This is a genomic window from Streptomyces sp. NPDC001056 (assembly GCF_053598955.1).
Window position 1 is genome coordinate 1 of sequence record NZ_JBSFLI010000043.1, and the last position, 20,109, is coordinate 20,109.

At 71.7% G+C, this 20,109-nt stretch carries 27 protein-coding genes; 2 read left to right on the forward strand and 25 right to left on the reverse strand.

Annotation, left to right across the window (positions count from 1 at the left end):
- Positions 1–115: 115 nt before the first annotated feature.
- The gene (locus tag ACWDD7_RS33235; RefSeq protein ID WP_450460102.1) at positions 116–301 is read left to right on the forward strand and encodes a DUF1737 domain-containing protein; all 186 of its coding nucleotides are present in this window, start codon (positions 116–118) and stop codon (positions 299–301) included.
- A 210-nt stretch (positions 302–511) separates the two neighbouring features.
- Here the strand turns inward: ACWDD7_RS33235 and ACWDD7_RS33240 are convergent, their stop codons facing one another.
- From ACWDD7_RS33240 to ACWDD7_RS33285, 10 genes are all read right to left on the reverse strand, one after another.
- The gene (locus ACWDD7_RS33240) at positions 512–1,198 is read right to left on the reverse strand and encodes a hypothetical protein (protein ID WP_450460103.1); all 687 of its coding nucleotides are present in this window, start codon (positions 1,196–1,198) and stop codon (positions 512–514) included.
- Entirely contained in the window at positions 1,195–1,632 is a 438-nt protein-coding gene (locus ACWDD7_RS33245) for a RapZ C-terminal domain-containing protein (RefSeq protein ID WP_450460104.1), read from the reverse strand. Before ACWDD7_RS33245 ends, ACWDD7_RS33240 begins: the two co-directional genes overlap by 4 nt.
- Positions 1,633–1,722: 90 nt before the next feature.
- Positions 1,723–1,902 (reverse strand): hypothetical protein, encoded by a 180-nt coding sequence (locus ACWDD7_RS33250; RefSeq protein ID WP_450460105.1) that lies wholly within the window; start codon positions 1,900–1,902, stop codon positions 1,723–1,725.
- Entirely contained in the window at positions 1,902–2,372 is a 471-nt protein-coding gene (locus tag ACWDD7_RS33255) for a hypothetical protein (protein WP_450460106.1), read from the reverse strand. Before ACWDD7_RS33255 ends, ACWDD7_RS33250 begins: the two co-directional genes overlap by 1 nt.
- Positions 2,372–3,223, reverse strand: a complete 852-nt coding sequence (locus tag ACWDD7_RS33260) for an Lsr2 family DNA-binding protein (RefSeq protein WP_450460107.1) — start codon at positions 3,221–3,223, stop codon at positions 2,372–2,374. The genes ACWDD7_RS33255 and ACWDD7_RS33260 overlap by 1 nt, the downstream gene beginning before the upstream one ends.
- 11 nt (positions 3,224–3,234) lie before the next feature.
- Entirely contained in the window at positions 3,235–3,405 is a 171-nt protein-coding gene (locus ACWDD7_RS33265) for a hypothetical protein (RefSeq protein WP_450460108.1), read from the reverse strand.
- Positions 3,406–3,430: 25 nt separating this feature from the next.
- Positions 3,431–3,688, reverse strand: a complete 258-nt coding sequence (locus ACWDD7_RS33270; RefSeq protein WP_450460109.1) for a hypothetical protein — start codon at positions 3,686–3,688, stop codon at positions 3,431–3,433.
- Positions 3,685–4,137, reverse strand: a complete 453-nt coding sequence (locus ACWDD7_RS33275; protein ID WP_450460110.1) for a hypothetical protein — start codon at positions 4,135–4,137, stop codon at positions 3,685–3,687. Before ACWDD7_RS33275 ends, ACWDD7_RS33270 begins: the two co-directional genes overlap by 4 nt.
- Positions 4,134–4,811 carry a GGDEF domain-containing protein gene (locus tag ACWDD7_RS33280; RefSeq protein WP_450460111.1) on the reverse strand — a complete coding sequence of 226 codons (678 nt, stop codon included), beginning with the start codon at positions 4,809–4,811 and terminating at the stop codon, positions 4,134–4,136. The genes ACWDD7_RS33275 and ACWDD7_RS33280 overlap by 4 nt, the downstream gene beginning before the upstream one ends.
- 91 nt (positions 4,812–4,902) lie before the next feature.
- The gene (locus tag ACWDD7_RS33285) at positions 4,903–5,139 is read right to left on the reverse strand and encodes a hypothetical protein (protein ID WP_450460112.1); all 237 of its coding nucleotides are present in this window, start codon (positions 5,137–5,139) and stop codon (positions 4,903–4,905) included.
- Between the two features lie 120 nt (positions 5,140–5,259).
- On the opposite strand from ACWDD7_RS33285, the gene ACWDD7_RS33290 reads away from it, so the two are divergent.
- On the forward strand, positions 5,260–5,589 hold the full coding sequence (locus ACWDD7_RS33290; RefSeq protein WP_450460113.1) for a deoxyxylulose-5-phosphate synthase: 330 nt from the start codon (positions 5,260–5,262) through the stop codon (positions 5,587–5,589).
- 230 nt (positions 5,590–5,819) lie between these two features.
- Here the strand turns inward: ACWDD7_RS33290 and ACWDD7_RS33295 are convergent, their stop codons facing one another.
- The 15 genes from ACWDD7_RS33295 to ACWDD7_RS33365 form a co-directional block, all read right to left on the reverse strand.
- Positions 5,820–6,590, reverse strand: a complete 771-nt coding sequence (locus ACWDD7_RS33295) for a hypothetical protein (RefSeq protein ID WP_450460114.1) — start codon at positions 6,588–6,590, stop codon at positions 5,820–5,822.
- A gap of 77 nt (positions 6,591–6,667) precedes the next feature.
- Positions 6,668–7,447: a hypothetical protein gene (locus ACWDD7_RS33300; RefSeq protein WP_450460115.1), complete on the reverse strand. Its 780-nt coding sequence runs from the start codon at positions 7,445–7,447 to the stop codon at positions 6,668–6,670.
- A gap of 91 nt (positions 7,448–7,538) precedes the next feature.
- On the reverse strand, positions 7,539–8,048 hold the full coding sequence (locus ACWDD7_RS33305; RefSeq protein WP_450460116.1) for a hypothetical protein: 510 nt from the start codon (positions 8,046–8,048) through the stop codon (positions 7,539–7,541).
- A 118-nt stretch (positions 8,049–8,166) separates the two neighbouring features.
- Entirely contained in the window at positions 8,167–8,631 is a 465-nt protein-coding gene (locus ACWDD7_RS33310) for an RRQRL motif-containing zinc-binding protein (protein ID WP_450460117.1), read from the reverse strand.
- Between the two features lie 193 nt (positions 8,632–8,824).
- Positions 8,825–9,064, reverse strand: a complete 240-nt coding sequence (locus ACWDD7_RS33315) for a hypothetical protein (protein ID WP_450460118.1) — start codon at positions 9,062–9,064, stop codon at positions 8,825–8,827.
- Between the two features lie 110 nt (positions 9,065–9,174).
- Positions 9,175–9,990, reverse strand: coding sequence for a hypothetical protein (locus ACWDD7_RS33320; RefSeq protein ID WP_450460119.1), 816 nt, complete (start codon positions 9,988–9,990; stop codon positions 9,175–9,177).
- A gap of 118 nt (positions 9,991–10,108) precedes the next feature.
- Positions 10,109–10,654 carry a DUF6197 family protein gene (locus ACWDD7_RS33325; RefSeq protein ID WP_450460120.1) on the reverse strand — a complete coding sequence of 182 codons (546 nt, stop codon included), beginning with the start codon at positions 10,652–10,654 and terminating at the stop codon, positions 10,109–10,111.
- A 68-nt stretch (positions 10,655–10,722) separates the two neighbouring features.
- Entirely contained in the window at positions 10,723–10,911 is a 189-nt protein-coding gene (locus tag ACWDD7_RS33330) for a hypothetical protein (protein ID WP_450460121.1), read from the reverse strand.
- A gap of 81 nt (positions 10,912–10,992) precedes the next feature.
- The gene (locus tag ACWDD7_RS33335; RefSeq protein ID WP_450460122.1) at positions 10,993–13,107 is read right to left on the reverse strand and encodes a chromosome segregation protein ParM; all 2,115 of its coding nucleotides are present in this window, start codon (positions 13,105–13,107) and stop codon (positions 10,993–10,995) included.
- Between the two features lie 85 nt (positions 13,108–13,192).
- Positions 13,193–13,609 (reverse strand): conjugal transfer protein TraB, encoded by a 417-nt coding sequence (locus ACWDD7_RS33340; RefSeq protein ID WP_450460123.1) that lies wholly within the window; start codon positions 13,607–13,609, stop codon positions 13,193–13,195.
- A 21-nt stretch (positions 13,610–13,630) separates the two neighbouring features.
- Positions 13,631–15,787: an ATP/GTP-binding protein gene (locus tag ACWDD7_RS33345; RefSeq protein ID WP_450460124.1), complete on the reverse strand. Its 2,157-nt coding sequence runs from the start codon at positions 15,785–15,787 to the stop codon at positions 13,631–13,633.
- A 151-nt stretch (positions 15,788–15,938) separates the two neighbouring features.
- Positions 15,939–16,175, reverse strand: coding sequence for a hypothetical protein (locus ACWDD7_RS33350; RefSeq protein WP_450460125.1), 237 nt, complete (start codon positions 16,173–16,175; stop codon positions 15,939–15,941).
- Positions 16,172–16,675 carry a hypothetical protein gene (locus tag ACWDD7_RS33355; protein ID WP_450460126.1) on the reverse strand — a complete coding sequence of 168 codons (504 nt, stop codon included), beginning with the start codon at positions 16,673–16,675 and terminating at the stop codon, positions 16,172–16,174. The genes ACWDD7_RS33350 and ACWDD7_RS33355 overlap by 4 nt, the downstream gene beginning before the upstream one ends.
- Before the next feature lie 206 nt (positions 16,676–16,881).
- A complete protein-coding gene (locus ACWDD7_RS33360) occupies positions 16,882–18,921 on the reverse strand; it encodes a hypothetical protein (protein ID WP_450460127.1) in 2,040 nt (679 codons plus the stop codon).
- 244 nt (positions 18,922–19,165) lie between these two features.
- Positions 19,166–19,882: a hypothetical protein gene (locus ACWDD7_RS33365; protein WP_450460128.1), complete on the reverse strand. Its 717-nt coding sequence runs from the start codon at positions 19,880–19,882 to the stop codon at positions 19,166–19,168.
- Positions 19,883–20,109 lie beyond the last annotated feature (227 nt).

Genomic DNA, 20,109 nt, shown 5'->3' on the forward strand with positions numbered 1-20,109 from the left:
GTGCCCTGCGGATCCGCAGGGCACCAGCCACTTCATCGTCCTCGCCTACGGCCTTGGGAGCGATTGAGCTGGAGGTACTAATGGACACCTGGGGCTTGCGTGAAATCCTTCGCCCATGAGCACACCGCCTGATGGACTGCCCGTCTACCGAGTCCTGACCGGGCCGGACCATGCCGCGTTCTGCCACCGTGTGAGCGAGGCAATAGGCCTTGGCTACGAGCTACACGACGGCCCCGCCGTCACCTTCAACGGGGAGAACGTCATCGTCGCCCAGGCGCTGGTCTGGCCGACGCGGTCATAGGGACCTTGAGAGTCGCGGTGATCGCGATCAGCCCTTGACATGGGAAGGGCCGCACAGATTGGGCGAGTTGTGACGCTTGCCTGGGCCCGTGCGGCCTGTTCCCATCCTGCCCTGTCCGGCATCTCCCGCGCACACTTCGGCGCGGTTCGACGGTGTGCATGGTTCCGTCGTCGCCCTCGCTGATCGAGGTCTCGTACAGGGTCGGCGCGGTCACGCGCTCACCCCAACAACGGCGGCGTCCAGGAGAGTCACGGCGTCGGCCTCGCACGGGTCGGTGAACAGCTGGTGGTCGCTGACGTCGAACGGCGCGTACCGCACGGAGACGCGGTGGCCGGGCACGAGGGAGGTCTCCTTCCCGTCCAGCGCGGCGGTGAGCCGGTCGTAGTCCTGCTGGGCGTGCCAGGTCTGGGTGTACGGGCCGAGGCGCAGCAGGGTGAAGCCGTCGAGGGTGTCGTCGCGTTTGCGGGCCTCGATGTAGAGGGCGTAGTGCGCGGGGTCCATGCCGACGTCGTCGGGCAGGGGCAGGCCAGCGGCGGCGTGGGTGAGCATCGTGTATCCGGGTTGCCAGAAGCCGAGGATCACGCTCGTCTTGCAGCGCAGCCAGCCGCGTTCGGTGTAGCCGAGCTGGCGGCCGTGGAGGTAGGCACCGGCGTGCGGGGTGTCGGGGTGGACCAGGGCGACGGCGATCATGTCGGGGCCGTGGTCGTCGCCGGGCCGGGTGTGCGCCCGCTCGACGAATGGGCCGACGCGCACGGCGATGTCCCGGGCGCTGCCGGGCGCCCAGGGCTCCGGGTCGCGTACGACGGCGAGCATCGCGCGGAACTTGTCGACGACGGCCTGGTCCTCAGGAGTGAGGGCGCCGGGGCCGTGGCCGCAGCGACGGAAGCGACGGATCATCGGGAGGTCTCCTGCTCAGGATTGGCGGTGCGGGGGCCGGCGGGCGTCTTGAGGACGCGTGGCAGGTGGACGTGCAGGTGCTCGACTACGACTTCGCGGCCGCGGTCGCGGAGTGCTCGGGCCAGGAGTTCGGTAAGACCGCTGGCCCTGTGCTTGCCGCCCGCACAGCCGATGGCGATGTGGCTGGGGCCGGCGGGCAGGTCGGCGTAGTCGGCGAGGTTGGCGAGCAGTTCACGGGCGCCGGGGGTGTTGAGGACGACGTCCTGGACGCGGGGGTTGAGGCCGTCGAGGTCGAGGATGTCGCGGGCGGCGGCCGGGTCGCGGAGCCGGTCGCGGACGTCTTCGATCCGGTCGGCGGCGGGCGGAATGGGGGAGCCGTCCGGGCCGGTGGGCAGGTGCAGGTAGCCGAACGAGGTCAGACGGATCGGGCGCAAGGAAGCCTCCTGGTCGGTGGTGAGGGCGGGAACACACGGAGCGCCGCGCCCGGCTGGGAAGGGCGGGGCGCGGCGCTCCGGGGGTGCTGCCTACTGGGTGGTGTCGGTGATCACGAGGAACTGGTCGGTGGGCAGGTCCATCACGACCTGCGCGTTGGTGCCCTGGGCGCGCTGCGCGGCGGCGTACTCTTCGGCCGGCCACGAGCCGCGGGGGCCTCCAGCGGGGAACCGCTCCAGGACGGTGCGGGACGGGGCGGTGGGCGTAGCCATCACCCATCACCACCGTTGACGCGCTCGTGGGTCTCGATCAGCGTGCCGATGGCGTCGGGGGTTGCCGCCCTGCCGACCCACTGCCCGAGTGCGGTGAAGACCGGGACGGTGTCGGTGTCGGCGTCGAACACCACGACGTAGCCGCCGTACCTGTCGAGAACCATCTCCTGAAGCGCCCGGGCCGGGGCGGCGGCCAGGACCTCCAGGGCGTCAACGGTCAGCCGGGCGGGCTCCGCCGGGTTGTCGGACTGAGCGAGGACGCCAGAGACGTGCAGCAGGTCGCCGGGCTGGATCTCGGTGAGCAGCGCGTGTGCGATCCAGGACGTGTTGGTGGTGCAGGACCAGATCACGTCGTCCACGACGTCGTCGGTGGGAGAGACGATCAACTGGAACCGGGCGGTGCCCGGAGCGTCGCCGGGCGCGGGGACGGTGTCGAGGAAGCCGTCGACGGTGAGGGGCTTGGTGTCCATCAGCTCGCCTCCGCCAGGCCGTTGGGGCCGAAGACCGCGTCGTACGCGTCCAGGACCGTCTTGGCCGGGGTGCCCCGGTCGGCGACCTGGTGGCCGTGGGCCCGCGCCCAGGTCCGGATCGCGGCCAGTTCCTCCTTGCTGCGTTTGCCGTTGGACTCAGGGGCGGCTACCACGGCAGCGGCGCCGGACTTCACCTGGCGCAGCTGTGCCTGGGCGGCCTCCAGTTCGGCCCTGGCCTTGGCGACCCGCTCCTCTGCCGCCCGTTGCGCAGCGTCGGCGGTACGGCGCTCGGTCAGCTCGGTGAGACCGCTGCGGACGCGGGCGGCCCGGTTGCGGATGGAGGCGGCCGGGTGGTTCTCCGCCCACGCGAGCAGGGCCTCGATCCCGTCGGTGTCCATGGTGCTGTCGGGCGCTGCGGCGGCCGTCTCCGGGGTGCTGGTGCTGCCCTCCGTGTCCGCGTCGGGGGTGGGCAGTCCGGTGTTCTGGACGTCTTCGGCGATCTTGGCGTGCTGGAGGGCGTCGGCGATTTCGGCCTCCGACAGGCCGAGGGTGTCGCGGACGTGCTCGGGGCTGTCGCCGTTGTTCAGCATGGAGACGGCGGTGGCGGTGAAGGCGTTGACGGGCATCGGAACTCCAGTCGTCGGGGCGTCGGGGGTGGCGAGGTGGGGGAGCAGAGTCACCAGGTCGTCCTCGGTGCAGGGCAGTCCGAGCGCGCCCAGCAGGTCGGCGAGGTCGTCCTTGTCACGGGCGTGGTGGGCGACCACCAGGGAGGCGGCGGCGCTCTGGTCGCTGCCGAGCGGGGTGAGTTCGAGGTCCTCGGCTACGAGGGCCTCTTTCATGTCGGTGAACACGAGCGGCCCTCCTACGCGGCCCTGGTGCGCGGCTTGTGCTGGGCGATGTCCAGCAGCTCGCGGTTGCGCTTCTGCTGGGCCTCGGTGAGCGGCCGGGCCTTCGCGCCGTGGCGGTGCCACAGCGGGGAGGCGGGCGGCTCGGGGTAGGCGAGGGCGTGGTCGACGTCGCGGTCGGTGCTCATGGGGGCCTCCGTCTGGAGGGGAAGTTCAGGCGTGGTCCTTGCTCTTGCCGCTCTTGGGCGGGTCGGAGACGAACCGAGGCTCGCCGGGGTGCGCCGCGTTCCAGAGCTCTGCGCACGTCTTGTGCACGGCCTCTCCGGCGTGGGACCTCAGCGGAGTGGTCTTCCGGCACAGCACGCACCGCTCGGGCCAGGCGAAGTGCCTGCCGTCGTGCCAGTCCAGGAGTGGGACCGGTACGGCGGGCTGCTCGGGCGGTGCGGGTGCGGGGCGACGGCGGGTGCTCACGGACGCAGGTCGGGCAGCTGCTGACGCACCTGCGCGACCAGGCCCTCGGTGGGCCTCCAGGGCCCGAGCTGCCCGCGTGCGGGGATCGGCAGGGCGAGCTCCTGGACGTCGGTGAGCTCCAGGTGCCACAGGCCGGGCTCCGCCCACTCGGTGCAGGGCGGGGAGCCGTCCGGGTCCTGATGGCAGCCGGTCAGCCGGGCGACGCCGATCACGGCGCCGGTCGGCAGGTCACGGCCGCGGATCGCGCGGGCAACGTGCGGCAGGCGCAGCGCGGGTCGGTCGGTCTGCAGGCCCGCGTGCAGCACCACCAGGCCCCGCCAGGCCCAAGGCTGCGGGCGGTTCTCGATCGTCTTGGCCCCGGCGACGATGGCGGTGGTCCACGGTTGCTTGACGCTGATTCCGCGGATCCAGTCGCCCGCTGGCGGAAGGGTTCCGGTGTGGGTGCTCATGCCGCTCGCCGCCAGACTGCCGTGCCCGGACGTCCGGCCCGGCGGCCGTTGATGGACGGAAGCGTGGTGTGCGCGGCGGTGGCAAGGACCGCGCGGCCGGTGTGCTTGCCGTCGTACAACGCGGTGTCGGCCGCCCTCTGCAGGCTGGTCAGGTCGCGGGTGCCGAGGACGTCGGGGGCCGCGGCGCCGACCGAGGCGGCGACCTTGATGATGCGGCCGTCGTCCAGGGTGACCGGCGTGTGCAGCATCCGGACCAGCTGCGCGAGGCGCTGCTCGCGACGGTCGGCGGCCAACTCCAGTACGACCGCGAACTCATCGCCTCCGAGGCGGCCCGCAGCGGCGCGCGGGCCCGCCCACGCGGTGATCCGGGCGCCGAACGCGGCGAGCACGGCGTCCCCGCCCGGGTGTCCGGCCGTGTCGTTGATCTGCTTGAAGTGGTCGGCGTCGATCATGACCACGGCCACGCCGTCGCCGTGCCGGGACAGGAGCCGGCGGGCGCGGGCGGTGTAGGCATCGCGGCGCAGCAGCCCCGTCAGCGGGTCCTTCCTCGTGGCGGCGAGCTGCTTGTGCAGCGTGATGGCGTGCACCGCCCAGCCGGTCAGCGGCACGGCGGCGGTCGTCAGTAAGAGGGTGCGCGAGCCGATTCGGCCGCGGTGGTGCAGGACGGAGTCCATACTGAGGATCTCCCTCTCGTCTCGTACGGGTTGGGTGGGCCCGGGGCAGGCGACTGGTTTGGACGCCTTGAGCGCCTGTCCCGGGGCGGAGCTACAGCGCGAAGTCGCTGCGGGTCGTCCAGCTGACGGGGTTGTGCCAGAGGCCGGCCTTCGCGGCGGGCCACTCCATCTGCCAGCCGGGCCGAAGCCCGCGCGCTCCCCAGCTGTCCGGCTGTTTGCCGGGGATCTCCAGTCCGGCCGTGTGCGCGGCGAGCGCGGCGTCGTACACCTCGTGGGCGCGGCGCAGGGCCGCGGCGGGGGAGTCGGCGACGCCGGTGAAGACGTGCACGCCTGTGACTGAGCACTTCAGTTGGCCAGTTGAGCGGGACGGGCTCATCTATCCCAGCCGAGGTCTCCAGCGCACGAAATACTGCTGGCCAGCTCTCTGAGCGATCTTTAGGCTGAGCAGGTGGCCAATGGGAAAACCTCGTATGTCTGCCTCTCCTGCCGGGTCTCGTACAAGCAGCCCCACGACAGGGCGAGGCAGCGGATCTGTCCGCGCTGTGCGGAGCCGATGATCCACGCAGGATCGGCCTTCGCGGCGCCCCGGCGGCGAGACGTCGCGGCATGGCGGGCCCTCACCGTGCTGCTGAACGCAGGCGTGGGCTTCCACAAGAGCTGCTGCGGCGGACCCGGATACCGGCCCCGAACGCTGCGCGACGTGCGCGAACGGATGACATACGCGCGGCGCAGCGGTACGCCGGTTGCCAAGGCGCTCGTACGGCGTGATGTGCCATGACGTCTACTGAACGCTCAGCCGGCCAACTCGAGCACTCACTGGCCAACTGAAACGCTCAGTCACAACGCCCTTGCGGGTCGGATTGATGGTGTCGTGTATCGGGACGTCGACCTCATAGAACTCGGTGCGCGGCATGACGCCCTTCTCCTCTCCGTGTCAGTGCTTGAGGGGCTACCGCGACCGCCCCGGCCTCCGTGGTGCGGGAGGGCCGGGGCGGCACGGAGAGCCCGTCAGGCAGCGACGGAAGCGGGGGAGTCGAGGCCGATGCCGCGGAGCGCGTCCAGGACGTACGCGTCGAAGCGGTTCTGGTGCTGGGCGGCGACCGCGTGGCCGGTGGCGCGGCTGTAGGCGTAGCAGTGCGCCATCATGCTGGTGTCGGTGTCGGCGAGGGCCTGGTCGACGGCGTTGCGCGCGAGGTGCTCGATCCAGGTTTGGGCGGCGGACTCACGGCGTGCGTGCGAGGTCGCCATGGCGACGGATTCCGCCCATCGGCCGCTGCCGCAGGTGGGGCCGCCGCACTGCTCCCAGTCCCACTTCCTCTCGCGCATGCCCTCGGGGTCGGCGTCCCAGTCCACAGCCCAGCGGACGGCCTGCTCGGGGATCTGCTGCTGGACGACGTCCAGGACGTCACGGCCGCCGGCTCCGAGCGCGAGGTGAGGGTCGGTTTCCTCGAGGACGCGGATCTGGTGGGCCAGGAGGCGGTAGGGGTAGTAGCGCTGGCTCCAGTTGCCGGTCTCACCGAGCGGCTCCACGACCCACAGGCGGACGGGCCAGGTGACGGGCCAGATGCCGGTGTCCTCCAGGGCCTCGCCGACGCACTTGACCATGCGGAAGTACGAGAAGGGGCTCTCGTCGAACCACAGGGTGGCGCAAGGGTTGGGGTGGCGTACGACCTGGCTGACGTTGGTGGCGAGGCTCACCGGGGTGCCGGCGTGCCGGGACATCTCGATGATGCCGTCGGCGGGGGTGGCGATGTACCAGGTGACGGGCTTGCGGGCCATGCGGGCCTCCATGAAGGGGTGTTGGCGGCCGGGGCCGCTCGATAACCGGGTGTTGGTCGGGGTGCGCATATCGGCGATCAGGCGCGGTAGACGGGCGGGCGGACTCCGGCGCGGAGTTCGCGGATGATCGAGCACGGGCCCTTGGTGGCGCAGTACGCGTCGTCGGTGTCCGGGAGGGCGTTGCCCGTGGTGCCCCACATGTCGCGGGCGAGGGCGTTCACGACGCGCAGCATCTCGCCGTCACGGGGGCGGCAGGTGCTGTTCTGTCCGCCGACGCCGGTGTTCTCGTGCACGTGCCCGCAGTCGTGGAACGTGTCCATGTGGCAGGCGGTGCAGTGATAGGTGACCAGCTGCTCCGACTTGCCTCCAGGACTCCACGTGCCTTCGAACTCGTAGACGATGACCTCGGCGCCCGGGGTCTCGGTGTGCGCGAAGGCGGTGACGAGGCCGAGGCCGTCCGCGATCGCGCCGAGCTGTGCCTGGTTCCAGAAGACGCGGGGGAGGAAGTCGTCCCAGCCCTTGCCGTGGGGCCACTGTGCGTACAGGACGCCCTGCGAGGCGTCGAAGGTCGCGTTGCCGTCGACGTTCTCGCGCTTGCACTGCTCGATCTGTGCGATCGACCCGAAGTACGTGGCGCTGAACTCCTCGGACTCCAGGAAGATCAGCCCGTACCCCTCGGGGCGGGTGTCGTGACCGTTGTCCTTGAGGATCTCGACCATGTCCTCGTAGCCGGGGTTCCCCGGGGCGATGGTGCCGACGAGCGGTAACCGGTACCGGTCGCAGCTGGTGACGTGGGCCGGGTTGGTGTCGCTGACGTGGTGCGCGGTGCCGTACGTGTTCGTGATCGTGATGCTCATGCGTGGGTGTCCTTCCCGGGTTGACGGCGGGCGAGCTGGGCGATTGCGAAGGAGGCGCGCACCCGGTCCAGGCGGGTGCGGGTGCGGCCGGTCACCGGGTGGTGGCCTTGGCGGTGGCGACCACGGCCGCGACGGTCTCCCAGCCGTGGTGCCAGGCACCGTCCAGGTGGAACGCCCCGTTGATGCCGAAGTCGGCGAGCTGGTAGAAGCCGCCCTTGCCGGTCTTGGTCGCGATCCTCTCCAGCAGGCCCTTGCCCGGGACGCGTCGGTCCGCGGCGTAGTGGGTGCCGAAGGAGATGGCGAGCGCGGCCGCGGCGGCGGCCGGATGGACCCGGATGCCGAGCGCGCGGGCGCCGGCCCCGGCCACGATCGCCTGCGTGGCCGTGTAGGTCAGGCAGTGCTGAAGGCACGCCGAACGGCCGCTGGCTGTGCCGTGGGTCGTCTCCTCTCCGGTGGCCGGGTCCTTGAAGGTGACCGGGTGGTCGTCGGAGGCGCCCTTTACGCGGGCGCAGAAATCCGACTGGATCCAAAAATCGCCGAGGGCGCTGGCTGCGCGGGTCAGGCCGAGAAGGGCGGCGAAGACGGCGGGACGATGCTGCATGCTGGATCTCTCCTGAGCTCGAAAGAGATGAAGGAACGGGCGGCCGGCCTTTGCCGGTGCTGCGGCCGCCCGGTTGTGCGGGCCCCGTCCCGGCCTCGACAGTCGGGACGGGGCTGGCTCACGCGGCCAGCCGGTGAACGCCCGGGGCCGGGAGGGTCATGAGGCTGCTGGGGTCCGCGGGCGTGCCGTCGAAGCACTCCAGGCAGCAGCCCAGCTTCTTGGAGAGGCAGATGTAGAACCGCCTCTTGCACTGGCCACAAGTCTGCCTGGCCGCCATCGCCTGATCGAGGGCCCACTCCTGAGCGAGCGTCGGCACGCGCTTGGGCACCGCCAGGTCGACGCGGAGCAGGTAGCCGCGGGTGGGATGACGGCAGGACCACTGCGGGCGGGTCGCGCAGAGCCTGCAGCGCAGGATCGCGACCGGGCCCTCGTTGTCGCCGGGGCTCAGCCCCATCTCCCGTAACTGCCGCCTGGTCACGAGCCCTTCGGGCACCGTGCTGCGGTCGTACTCGGGCAGCGCCGCGTCACTGCGCGGCACCCGGCTCGCCTCGGGGAGGCGGCGCTTCTTCCTCGGGCGCGCCATCACCTGCTCCAGGCGCCGGGCAGCCGGTCGGGGCGGTGCGGGTATCGGGGGCCGGGGCGCTGCGGGCGGGGCCGGCCGATCCGGCGGCGCGGGCGGGGGATGAGCACGGGCAGTTCCTCCAGTCGTCGGTGGACAGCGCTGCGCCCGCCGACGTCGTGCTGATGTCGGCGGGCGCAGCGGGTGGTGCGGCTGGTTATGCGGCGAGGCCGTGGGCCGTGCGCGTGGGGTGCTCACCGGGCGTGGTCGGCGCGGGCGTGGTGTGGCCCGGCCGGGGCGTGGCCGGCTGCTGCTCGGGGGCGCCGTGCAGGTGGGTGCCGATCAGGTAGCCGATCAGCAGTCCGGTGACGCCGAAGACCTTGTGGCGGTTGGCCTTCCACCAGGTCGGAGCCGGGGGCTCGGTGAGCACTCCTATGACGGTCGGGGCTTTCGCCAAGACGGGATCTCCTTCTCTCGTAGGCGGGGTGGTGCGTGTGGCCGGGCGGCCTGTCCAGTCCTCGCCCGGCCCCGGGTGCGGGGCGGGCGAGGGCCAGGCAGGGCGTCAGGTCAGCGGGCGGGGCGGAAGCGACGAGTGGTGTACGGCTCGGGGCGGACGTTGTCGGGTTCGTCGTCCAGGTCGTCGTGCTCGGGCGTGGGCTGCGGCGGGAGGTGGAACGCGGGGTAGACGTTGACCTGCGGTGCAGCGGGGGCCGGGGTGTTGATGACCGGGCGCAGGCTCAGGCCGCGCAGGGCGACGATGCTGGCCAGCGCCCACATGAGGGCGGCGATACCGGCGGCGACGGTGCGGCTGCCGTCGGGCGTGGCGGACCACACCATGGCGACGCCGGAGAAGCCCCACCCGGTCCAGAGGATGCGGGCGCCGGTGCTGCCGGCGAATCCGCCGATGAGGCCGGCCAGGCCCGCGAGTTGCCAGAAGGCGTAGACGGCGGTGTCGGGGACGGGGAGGCCGGCGCTGTGCTGCCCGATGTAGGAGCGGATCGGATGGTCGATCACGCCCCACAGGCCGCTGGTGGTGTCGACTCCGGGCGGCTCGATCACCGCGCGGGTAGCGGACAGCCGGTGCAGCGCAGCGCTGACGATGTCGCCAGCAGCGTCCAGCAGGATGAGGAACGCGCAGACTGTGGCGAGGCTGAGGGCGGCCTTGATCCAGGTGGCCATGCCGTGCCAGCCGGCGCATCGCGCGTGCCGGACGTCTTCCCAGCGCTCGTGCAGGAAGCCGCCCTGCTCCCAGGAAGCGTCCCACCCGGCGCGGAGCCGGGCGAAGCGCTTCATGCCGGGTTCCTCGTCCCTCTGGTCAAGGAAGTTCGGGTTGTGCTGGCCGTTGATGGGCTGGCCGTTGGTGGGCTTGTCGTTGGGCTGCATGGCGGGGTGACTCCCTCGCTCAGGTCGGTGTGGTGGGCGGTGGTTGGCAGGCCGGACGGCCTGGCCCGCGCCCGACCGCATGGGTTCGGGCGCGAGGCAGGTGGTCCGGAGCAGGGGTTCAGAGGCCGCGGGCGTCGGCGAGGTGAGCGGCCTGGTCGACCATGCGGAGCGGGACGCGGCCCGTGCCGTGTGCGTCGTTGAAGGAGGGCACGGAGTCGACGTGGTCGCCGAACGTGCGGCGGATCGCGTCCAGGAGCACGGCGGCCGCGGCGGCTTGCAGGCCGCTGTCGCCGCGGGCCTCGATCCGGATGGCTCCGAGCATGCAGCGGGCGCCGTCCTCGTCGACCAGGACGTCCTTGCACCAGCCGCCGGTGAGCAGCCGGTGGTGGGCGCGCTGCAGGAGGGCCGCGACCGGGGTCGGGTACAGGTCCGGCAGCGGGGCGGGGCTGGCGACGACGGGGCCGGTGACGACGTCGGCCAGGTCCACGGGCTCGATGGGGATGTGCGCGGTGTTGACCTCGTAGGCGACGGCCGCTTCGTCCAGGCGCGCGGTCATCTCCGTGTTGATGAGCGTCAGGCGTTCCTCGAGGGACAGCGCCTTCGGCGGGGCGGGCGCTTGGGTGGCCGCGGCGATCTGGTCCATGGCGGGGCGGGTCTGTGGCATCGGGGGCTCCCTGGGGCGTCGAAGGCGCGGGGCGGTGGCGGCCTTCGACGCCGGCGGCCGGGGCGGTGTCAGATGCTGGAGGCCCAGCCGGTGACGGTGCTGATCGCGTCGGTGATGGCGGGTGCGGCGCCGGTGGAGGCGAGGAAGAAGCCGAACAGGCCGCAGGCCAGGACCGGTCCGAGGCGTACGTAGCCGCTCCGGATGAGGACGAAGACGACGATGCCGAGCAGGACGACGGCGGAGATCGATACGGCCACGGGTGGTGTGTCCTTCCAGGTGTGGGCAGGGCCCGGCCGGGTGCGGCCGGGCCCTGCGAGGGGTTGGGGTGCGGGGGTGGGTCAGACGCCGGAGAGGTTCTTGATGGCGTCCAGCGCCTGGCGGGGCGAGGTGACCGCGTCGCGGCGCGCGGCGGACTTCCCGCCGCCGCGGCGCTTGCCGCCGCCCTTCTTGGGTGCGCCGTCGTCGCCACCGTCTTCGGCGTCGCCCTTAACGGGGCCGAACTCGCCGGGCCGGGGCGGCTCGGTCCAGTCGAACCACAGGTCCCGCGCTTCCAGCTCGCGGATCTCGTAGTCGGTCAGGGTGGCGATGGTGTCGGGGAAGTAGCCGTCGATGCCGGCCTTGAAGTCCATGAACAGCGTGCGCAGGACTTCAGGCTGCTTGCCTTCGACGATCCAGCCGGCGCCACCGGTGTTGGAATCGGCGGGCGGCTCGGGCTCGCCGCGCATGATCCGCTCGATCCGGCCCTTCTCTTCCGGGGAGAAGGAGCGGGGGAGCGGGTCGGGGATGTACTCAGGCGCGATGCCAAGGGCCTTGAACATGTCGCCGACCTTCTTCGGCGCGACCTTCAGCACGACGGGGATGCAGTTGTCGCGGAGGTTCTCGCACAGCAGCTGCGTGAACCCGTCCTGGACGTAGATGGACTGGCCGGCCACCTTCAGGCCGACGCCGTACTTGCGGCCCTTGACCGACACCAGCTCCGCGAGGTCCATGATCTCCGCGCCGTAGTCGCCGTTGCGGGCGGCGGAGAGGAACTCATCGAGGTACGCGGACAGCATCCGGTAGGGGCAGCCCGGCCGGGTCGGGTCCCACTCGTGGACCTCGCCGTCCTCCCACGGCATCTCGCCCCGGATCTCCATGAGCGCGACCATGGCCCGCAGGAGCCGAATCATGTAGAGCGCGCCGACGCCGTAGCGGGCGGTGTGCTTGCCCAGGGCGGCCGTCTTCTCATCCGGCGCCTCCGTGGCCAACATGACCACGGCCCCCCACAACGCATCGGCTGCGACGTGCAGGCCCATCAGCTGGGTCTTGCCTCCACCGGAGGGGGCGACGAAGATCCCGTGCGCTGCGCCCCGGTCGGTGTAGACGCGGTTGCGGGCGGGCTGGCCGTTGCCGAGGTAGCCGGTCACCCACCGGCCGTCCTTGTCCGGGGTGAGCAGCTCCCTTGTTGCGGGGAAGATCTGCGCCAGCGGGCTGGAGTCCCATAGGGAGACCAGGATCTGGTTGCCGTCAATGGTGACGAACAGCCGGCCTTCGTCGTACTTGGTCTTCAGCGCGGCCGCCAGGGCGTGCTTGTTGACGCGCGGCTCGCCCGCCTCGTCGGGGACCTGGGCGATGTAGTGGGTGACCCGGCGGGCGTGGTCGCGGACCTCCTTGACGAACTCCGAGCCGGGTACCGGGCCGCTCGCGATCCGGTCGGCCCACCACTCGTGGGCGGTGGGGGTCTTGCGGCGCCGGTCGTTCGCGTCGGGGGTGACGTGGACTTCCCGCCAGGCGGGGCCGCCCTCGCGCCCGGCCTGCCGGACGATCTCCTTGATGGTCACGTCGGTGACGTCGACGCTGAACGCGGCGGCGATGTCGTCCTCCTTGAGGCCGGAGATGGCCCGGCCGGCCTCGGAGGCGCGCAGCAGCAGCGACAGGTCGTTGGGCATGCCGGGGTGCGGGGTGGCCTTGACCACGATGGTGCGGCCGGGCATACCGCGGTTCTCCCACAGCCAGCGGACCTGCCGGGTGAAGGAGTCGGCGCCGTCCTCCGGCTGTGCCGGGGACGGCTCGGGCGCGGCGGGCTGGAGCTGCGGTGCGGGGACGGGGGCGGCGAGGGCGGGCCGGTGGTGGCGGCGGGTGTGCCGGGAGAACGGCAGCACCAGCAGGCCGGCCGCCGCCCAACCGGCGGCGAGCAGCACGTCCAGGCACCACGGGCCCACGCCGGGGGTGTTCTTGGCGGCGACGTCGACGGCGGCGGCGAGCACGAGCGGCGACCAGCGCAGGATCTTGCGTCCCGCGCCGGGCTCGTCACTCTTGGCGGCCAGGACCCAGCCGCCGATGCCGGCGGCGCCCGCCAGCTGCACGACCGTGTTGACGGGGCTGTCGGGGGCGATGTTCGGGGCCGCGGCGAGGACCGGGGCGGCCAGGGTGTAGAGGGTGCGCTCCAGGGCGACGCTGCGCGGCACGGACACAGGGGTTTCTCCTTCGGGAGTGGCGATGGGCGGCTCGCCGTCGGTGGCGGGCCGCCCATCGGGGAGTTCGGTGAGTCGGAGTGGGTCAGTGGGCGAAGAAGCCCGGCTTGGGGGTGCGCTCCGGGCGGCCGGAGCGGACGGTGTCCAGGCCCTCGTACAGCCGCGCGTGCGTACGCCGCGTGTCGGTGGCGAGACCGGACACTTCCTGGGCCGTCTCGTGGAGCTTCTGCACCTCGGCGGCGGCGCCGCCGAGGGCGACGGACACCTGGTTCGTCATCTCGATGAATTTGCGGTCCAGCTCCGCGTTGGCGATGTCCACCGCGAGGCCCTCGGCGCGCTGGGCATTCGTGCGCATCTCGCGCAGCAGCGCCTCCAGCTCGGTGCTGGCGAGGTCCATGGCTTGGCCCAGCGTCTTGAGCTTGTGCTGGACGGCCTTGTAGCGGGTGTCGCCGTCCGTCGGGGAGGCGATGAAGCCGCCGGTGTGAGGCGTAAGGTCGCTCATCAGCGAGCCGCCTTTCCAGTTCTAGTCGTGGTGAGCAGCGGCGGAGGCGTGGGCCAGGCCCGCGTCGTCCATGGCCTGGATGTCCTCGCCGTATGTCCGGCCGACCGCCATGGCGGCGAGTCGGGCGGCCTCGGAGGCGATCTCGCACTCGGTGGCGCACCGTTCGGCGAGCTGCTTCATGCGGGACGCGGCGTCGGCGAGGTCCGTGATCTGGTCGACGACCTCGGTGGCGATGTTGTGGTCACCGGTCAGGTCGGCCGCCATGTCCCGCAAAACGTCCGCGACCTTGCCGAGCGCGACGGCCATCTCCTGAGCGCGGTCCTTGTCGACGCCGGCGGCGATCGCGATGTTCACGGTCTCCATCAGGTACTCGCCGAAGGTGATGTCGGTGCGGTGCTTGGCCGCCATGCCGGCCTGGGCCGACGCGGGCCTGCTGACCTCCGATGCCATGGGGTCCTCCTGTGTAGGGGGTCGGGTGGTACCGGGACGCTGGGTGTGAGGCTCCGGGGCCCGCGGGAGGCTCGCCCGGCTTGTGACGGTGGCTCCGAAGGGGTCGGCCGGGTCATCGACGATGACCGCGTCCGGGATCTCTTCCTCAGCCTCTTCGGACTTCGGCGGGCGGGTTGGGCCGCCGGGGCGGTCCACCGTGACGCCAAGGTCTTCGGGCCGAAGCCGTGAGGGCTCTTCCGCCTCGGGCGGGGTGGTCTTCTCGTCGGTCTTGGTGAAGAAGTCCTTGACCTTCTCCTTGAAGCCCGGCGGGTCCTTGACGTCGTCGGGCCTGGGGCCGTCGTCCGTCCCGGTGTCGCCCTTCTTGCCGTCGTCCGGCTCCTTGGTCGCCCAGTCGTCCTTCGGGCCGTCAGAAGACGGCTCAGGGCCGTCCTTGGGCGTCTTCTTGGTCGTTGCCTCGGAGTCCTTGGCGGCCTTGTCGCCGTTGGATTCCTTGGCCTTGTCGTCCTTCGCGGCCTCGTCCTTCTCCGCGGCGCGGCGCTTGTCCCAGCGGCGCTGCGCTTCCTCCGCCACGGCCGCGCTGAGGGTGGTGCGGTCTTCGGCCGCTTTAGCGGCCTCCCGCTTCGCCGTCCTCGCGGCCTTCCGCTCGGCTTTTGTCCTGCGGCGTTCCTCCCGCTCCGCCTGTTGGTTGGCGCGGTCCTGGTCGCGGTCCTTGCTTCGGTCGGCGAGGTTCGCGGCCTGATCGGCGCTGCGCCGCTGCTGCCGGGCGGTCTGGCGGGCGGCAGCGCGCTCCTGGCGGCCGCGGGCGCGTTCGGCCCGGGGGCTCGAGGCCGGCGAGTTCTGCGTCCTGCCGCCGTCGCCCTTCGAACCGCCCTTGCCGGGGCCCGAGTTGCCGGAGCCGTTCTTACCCGAGCCACCCGAACCGCCCTTACCTGCGCCGGAGCCTCCAGAGCCGTTCTGGCGGCCTTTGGACCCCCCGGACGACTCATTGCCCTTCGATCCGCCCCCACGGCCGCCAGCAGGGCGTTCAGGGCCCTTGCCGGTGCCCTTGGGGGAGTTGCCGCCCCCAGGGCCGCGCCCGGTGCCGCCGGACCCGTTTGTTCCCGAGCCCCGGCCTGAGCCGCCGGAGTTGCCGCCGCCTCCGCGTGAGCCGCCCCCGCCGCCGGCCTTCGAGCGGCCGCCCTTGTCGGCGCCCATGTCGGAGCCGGAGGACCGCGCCGCGTCGGCCTTGCCGCGCGCCGCCGCCTTGTCGGCCTTCGCCTTCATCTGCGCGGTGTGAAGCTTTCCGTTCTGCTCCATCATTGCTGTTTCCTGGGCGGTGCGGGCCTCGATAAGCGCGGCCTTACGCGCTATCTCAGCCTCACGGAACGGCGCTTCCCCGGCGTGCCGCTCGCGCGCCACTTCCAGCCGGTATTCCAGCCAGTCGCCGAGACGATCGGCGAGAGAACGCGGCTGGACGTATTCACCTTCCTCATATTCCCCGCCGCCGGAATCCGACGCGTCGGGCATTCCCGTTTCCCGGAGAGCGGTTTCCGGAGAAATAGGGCCGCGAATAACCGGGAGTTCCATTGTCGTCTCCGCCGGGGACTCCGGCGGAACGGCGCCGCCCGAGCCACTGTCGGGCGGTTCGGAAAAGAAGAGATCCCCGCCGTCGGGAGCATCCGGCATTCCGCCGGAATCACTGCCCCGGGCGGGGAGGCTGATCACGTTGCTGTCGGTGTCGTCGGACACGCGACTCCTCCTCCTGGGCTTGACAGTCGGCACCCGCCTCGCGTACACGCGTGCGCGGCACGCGCGGCACGCGGCACGCGCGGCACGCGTTGGGATCGCCGAAGGGCCGCCCCCGGGGATCGGGAGCGGCCCTTCGTGCGGGACGCGGGAGCTAGCCGCCGTGACGGCTGTAGACGTTGTGCAGGGCGAGCGCGACCTCACGGATGAAGTCCGTGTTCCCTTCGCGGTAAGCCTGCGTGCCTCGGATATTCACGAGCCGAAGCCAGTAGTAGAAGGTGCCGAGGTCGTTTCCGTGCTGAGCGATCAGATCCTGCTTGATTTTCCGCTCGTGTTCCGCACGGTTGAATGCTTTCCGCTCTGCCTTCGTGAGCGGGCGACCTGCACTCACGCCGACTCCCTGCGGTCCAGGTTGTAAATCGACGTGGGACCACCGTAGCCCATATTCGGGCTCTGCGCACCCTGCTGTCCCGGATTTTCCGGGGCGGCCTGCGGGGCGGCCTGGAGCGGCGGGTTGTTCTTCCGCTCCTTGAGCAGCGCCTTTTCCTTTCGCTGCTTCTTGACCTCCTTCACTTTTTCATCGTGGGCGTGGCGCCTATGAGCACTCCTTTCCAGCCCCGAACTAATGCTCTTGAGGTCCTTGAGAACGTCGTTCAGTGACTTTTCCACGGGGAAGGAGCGCAGGAAAGCCTGGCCCCACTTGTCGCCCTCCACGCGGGTCTTGCGGCAGTGCAGGCGGGTCTCGCGCTGGAGGATCTCCAGCTTGGCGGACATGTCCAGCACGACCCGGTGGAAGTCCGCGAGGTAGTGCGCGTAGGCGGCGGGGTTCTGCGCGATCTCGCGCACCGCCGCATTCGGGTCTTCGAAGAAGGGCTTGTCTTCGGTGCTCACGGGGTCCTCCGTGGGGATCGGATCTGCTGTACTCGGGGGGCTGTTGACTGCTTCCGGCAGTCGCAGCGAGGGCCAGCCCGAATCCCGCGGGCTGGCCCTCACTGGTGTGTGCCGGACGATGGAGCGGCTGGGTGTCAGCGGGCGTCCCGCCGGCGCCGCCGCTGCTCCGGGCGACGGCCTGCGCGGTGCCCGGGAGACCGCGTGTCTCAGGAGACCTTCTTGAAGCGGGACCGTGCGATCTCAAGTCGGCGTCCCGCGGTGGCCCGTGAGACACCGAGGATGTCCTTCGCCTCGTCGACTGAGACGGTGTCCGCGCCCTGGCGCCGGTACATGAGACTGAGCAGCGACGTGACCTGTCCCTCGATCTCAGCGTCCCGGGCAAGCGCGGGGCGGCCGGTCTCACCGGAGCGCAGCGGGACCGGAGCCGCGCCGCTGCCCGAAGAGGTCGTCTCACCGTCTGACCTGCGCGTCTCACTCGTGTGAGACGGCATCTCAGTCGTGCTCACCGGGCCGCCCGTCTCAGCGGAACCGGTCTCAAGCTCCCGGCGGGTCTCACCCTCGGCCGTCTCAGCGAGGAGTGCCGGGGCGGTGCGCGGGTGGGGAACCGTCTCACCGAAGCCGGTGAGATCGGCGGACCGGGTGTGCTCGGTCTCACCGGCGGGCACGTTGCGCGTCGTCTCATCCGGCCCGGCGCCGTCGCCCGTGCCGGTCTCACCGGAGTCCGTCTCACCGGGCTCCTTGGTGATCTGGTGGATGCGCCACATCACCCACGGGGCGATGGCGGCGACGCCGACGATGAGCCACCACAGCGGGTCGCCCTTCTTGTCGACGCCGACCAGGCCCGCCGCGGCAAGGTGGTAGACCGCGTTCGCGGCGACCATGAGGATCAGGGCGCCCGCGACGTCGCGGTGGCGGCGGAACGCCTGCACCACATACACGTCGATCGCCAGCGGCAGCGCCCAGGCGACCTGCCACGGCCACCCGCTCAGCTTGGCCAGCGCGAACTCACCGGAAGCGGTCAGGACGATCGTCGCCCCCAGTGCGATCCGCGGACCCCAGGTGTTGACGACGTTCTTCGTCTTCTCCTGCTTCGCGATGCGCGCCTGCGCGGCGGCGACCTCCTCACGAGTGGCAGTCAGCTCCCGCCACACCGCCTGCTGCTCGGCACCGGACTCGGCGCGGATCTGCTCGGCTTCCCGCTTCGCGTCGGCGACCAGGCGGCCCGCTTCCTTCTCGGCCGCCGTGATCCGCTCGGACGCGGCAGCCTCCGCGCCGGAGATGGCGCCGGCCGCCTTGGCCTCCGCGATCGAGCGGACCCTCAGGACGTCCTCTTCCGCGCGGGCCTGCGCATCCTCGAGGACCTGCTGCGCCTCGCCGCGTGCGTCGTCGGCGTCCTGCTCCGCCTCACGGAGCACTTCGGCGGCCTGGCCGCGGGCGTGGTCCAGGATCCTCGCCGCGTCCTCTTCCGCCGTGGCGACCTCCTCGCGGGCCTGGGTGCGCAGCTGCTCGGCGTCCTTCTCCGCCTGCCGACGCATCTCGGCAGCCGCCTCGCGGCGGGCGCCAGCGTCCTCTTCGGCGGCGGCCACCAGGGCGGCGGCGCGCTGTTTGGCTTCCTCCACCAGGTGCTCGGCGTGCGCGGCGGTGGCCTCGGCCTCGGCCTGGACGCGGGCCTTGTCCTGCTCGGCCTCGCTGCGGATCTGCGCGGCACGGGCGCGGGCGGCCTCCACGATCCGGGCGGCCTCCGCCTCGGCCTCCACCTGGAGCTTCTCCGCGGCCTGGCGGCGGCGGGCGAGGGTCTGTTCAGCTGCCGCCAGGTCGCCGTCGGCGATCGTGCGGGCCCGCTGCACGGTCTCCTCGGCCGCCGCGACCTGCTCCTCGGTGAGCGTGCGCATCCGGTCGGCCTGGGCCTTGGCGATGGCGAGGATGCTGGCCGCTTCCTCCTGCGCCTTGTGTGCAGCGGTCTCGGCGTCGGCGGTCTGCCGACGGGCCTGCTCGATCAGGGCCTCCGCCTCGGTCCGGGCGGCGGCGAGCAGTTGGTCGGCCTCCGCGCGGGCGGCGGTCACGAGCGCCTCGGTGTCGACGTCCGGCGCCTGCACCGGCGCGGGTGCGGGCTCGGTGGCCACCGTCGTGTCGGCGGTCTCGCTCGGGCCGGCCGTCGCGGCCGTCCTGGTGGCCGTGGTGGTCTTGGCCCTGGTCGTCGTCTTCTTGGCGGGAGCCTTGCGGGCGGGCTGGCGTCGGGTGCTCACAGGCGGGGTCCTTTCTGGTGTACGCCTGCTGGGCCGCCGCTCGGGGGATGCGGCGGCCCGGCAGGGCTTGAGGGGGCCGGGTCAGCGGGCCAGGAGGAGCGCGGCGATGACGATGAGCGGGCTGGCCATGCCGAGCAGGTAGATGAACCGCATGTCGGTTCCTTCCGGGAGGAGGTGAGGGGGTCAGGCAGCGGAGCGGGGCCGGTGCGGGTGGCGCGGCGTTCACCCTCGGGCAGCGCTCCGGTCAGGCGCCGATCAGGCGGCCGACCTTGGCGAGGTGGGACTCCTGCTGCCTGATGAGGTCGGCCACCTTCTCCCGGAGGGAGCCACTGAAGTGGCCGCCGAACCCGTCGCCGACGTGCCAGCCCGCAGCGCCGGGATAACCGGCCTTCGCGAGGGCCTCGTTCGGGCTCAGGTCGGCGTACAGGTGCTGGTAGTGAGCCGCGGCGATGTCCCGCGCCCGCTCGTCGAACGCGGTGGCAGCGGCCAGTGTCCGGTCCTGCGCGTCGACCAGCCGGGAGAGGGCGGCTGGCCACTCCTGCGCGGCCGGCGCGGTACGCAGGTAGGCGTAGGCCGCGTCCAGCGCCTCCGCCTCCCGCTCGTACGCCCCCCAGCGCTCCGGGGCGTCCTGGACGACCTCGCGGAGGTCGGCGACGTAGGCCGCCATCTTCCACTCCTCGCGCGCCTGGTGGTACAGGTCGCTGAGGATGATCCGCGCGGCCTCCCGGAGGCGGTGCTCGGTCGCGTCCTCGGACTCGGGCACGTAGGTCAGCCGCGGGTCCCGGTGGACGGAGTCGGGCTCGGCCGGCTCCGGCTCACGACCGGTGAACGGCGCGAACTCGAAGCGCAGCCCGCCGTAGGGGCTCGGCTCCACCTTCTGCAGGTAGGCAGGAAAGTGGGGAGCCAGCCGGTCGAAGATCTGCCGCTGCTCATCGGCGGTGACGGTGATCGTCTCGAACATGATGGATCCTCCTTGACGAGATGCGGGCGACGGCCGCGGCACGGCCGGACCGCCCGTGGCGGTCGCTTCCTTACGCGGCAGCCCGGACTCGTCCAGGGGCACGCGTAACGGGATCGTGGTGAGCACGGGGCCTCCCAGCAGACAAAGCAGAGCGCGGCTGTCCGGCTCCCCTGGACCGCGCCCGGCCCGGCCACCGTGAAGGGGGCTGGTCCGGGCGGGTCAGGCAG

Bases quoted from the DNA above. Each gene is read 5' to 3' on its own strand.
- ACWDD7_RS33280 (WP_450460111.1), bottom strand. From the start codon at position 4,811: ATGGACTCCGTCCTGCACCACCGCGGCCGAATCGGCTCGCGCACCCTC.
- ACWDD7_RS33300 (WP_450460115.1), bottom strand. From the start codon at position 7,447: ATGAGCATCACGATCACGAACACGTACGGCACCGCGCACCACGTCAGC.
- ACWDD7_RS33305 (WP_450460116.1), bottom strand. From the start codon at position 8,048: ATGCAGCATCGTCCCGCCGTCTTCGCCGCCCTTCTCGGCCTGACCCGC.
- ACWDD7_RS33255 (WP_450460106.1), bottom strand. From the start codon at position 2,372: ATGGACACCAAGCCCCTCACCGTCGACGGCTTCCTCGACACCGTCCCC.
- ACWDD7_RS33340 (WP_450460123.1), bottom strand. From the start codon at position 13,609: ATGAGCGACCTTACGCCTCACACCGGCGGCTTCATCGCCTCCCCGACG.
- ACWDD7_RS33310 (WP_450460117.1), bottom strand. From the start codon at position 8,631: ATGGCGCGCCCGAGGAAGAAGCGCCGCCTCCCCGAGGCGAGCCGGGTG.
- ACWDD7_RS33275 (WP_450460110.1), bottom strand. From the start codon at position 4,137: ATGAGCACCCACACCGGAACCCTTCCGCCAGCGGGCGACTGGATCCGC.
- ACWDD7_RS33320 (WP_450460119.1), bottom strand. From the start codon at position 9,990: ATGCAGCCCAACGACAAGCCCACCAACGGCCAGCCCATCAACGGCCAG.
- ACWDD7_RS33250 (WP_450460105.1), bottom strand. From the start codon at position 1,902: ATGGCTACGCCCACCGCCCCGTCCCGCACCGTCCTGGAGCGGTTCCCC.
- ACWDD7_RS33265 (WP_450460108.1), bottom strand. From the start codon at position 3,405: ATGAGCACCGACCGCGACGTCGACCACGCCCTCGCCTACCCCGAGCCG.
- ACWDD7_RS33295 (WP_450460114.1), bottom strand. From the start codon at position 6,590: ATGGCCCGCAAGCCCGTCACCTGGTACATCGCCACCCCCGCCGACGGC.
- ACWDD7_RS33235 (WP_450460102.1), top strand. From the start codon at position 116: ATGAGCACACCGCCTGATGGACTGCCCGTCTACCGAGTCCTGACCGGG.
- ACWDD7_RS33325 (WP_450460120.1), bottom strand. From the start codon at position 10,654: ATGCCACAGACCCGCCCCGCCATGGACCAGATCGCCGCGGCCACCCAA.
- ACWDD7_RS33365 (WP_450460128.1), bottom strand. From the start codon at position 19,882: ATGTTCGAGACGATCACCGTCACCGCCGATGAGCAGCGGCAGATCTTC.
- ACWDD7_RS33240 (WP_450460103.1), bottom strand. From the start codon at position 1,198: ATGATCCGTCGCTTCCGTCGCTGCGGCCACGGCCCCGGCGCCCTCACT.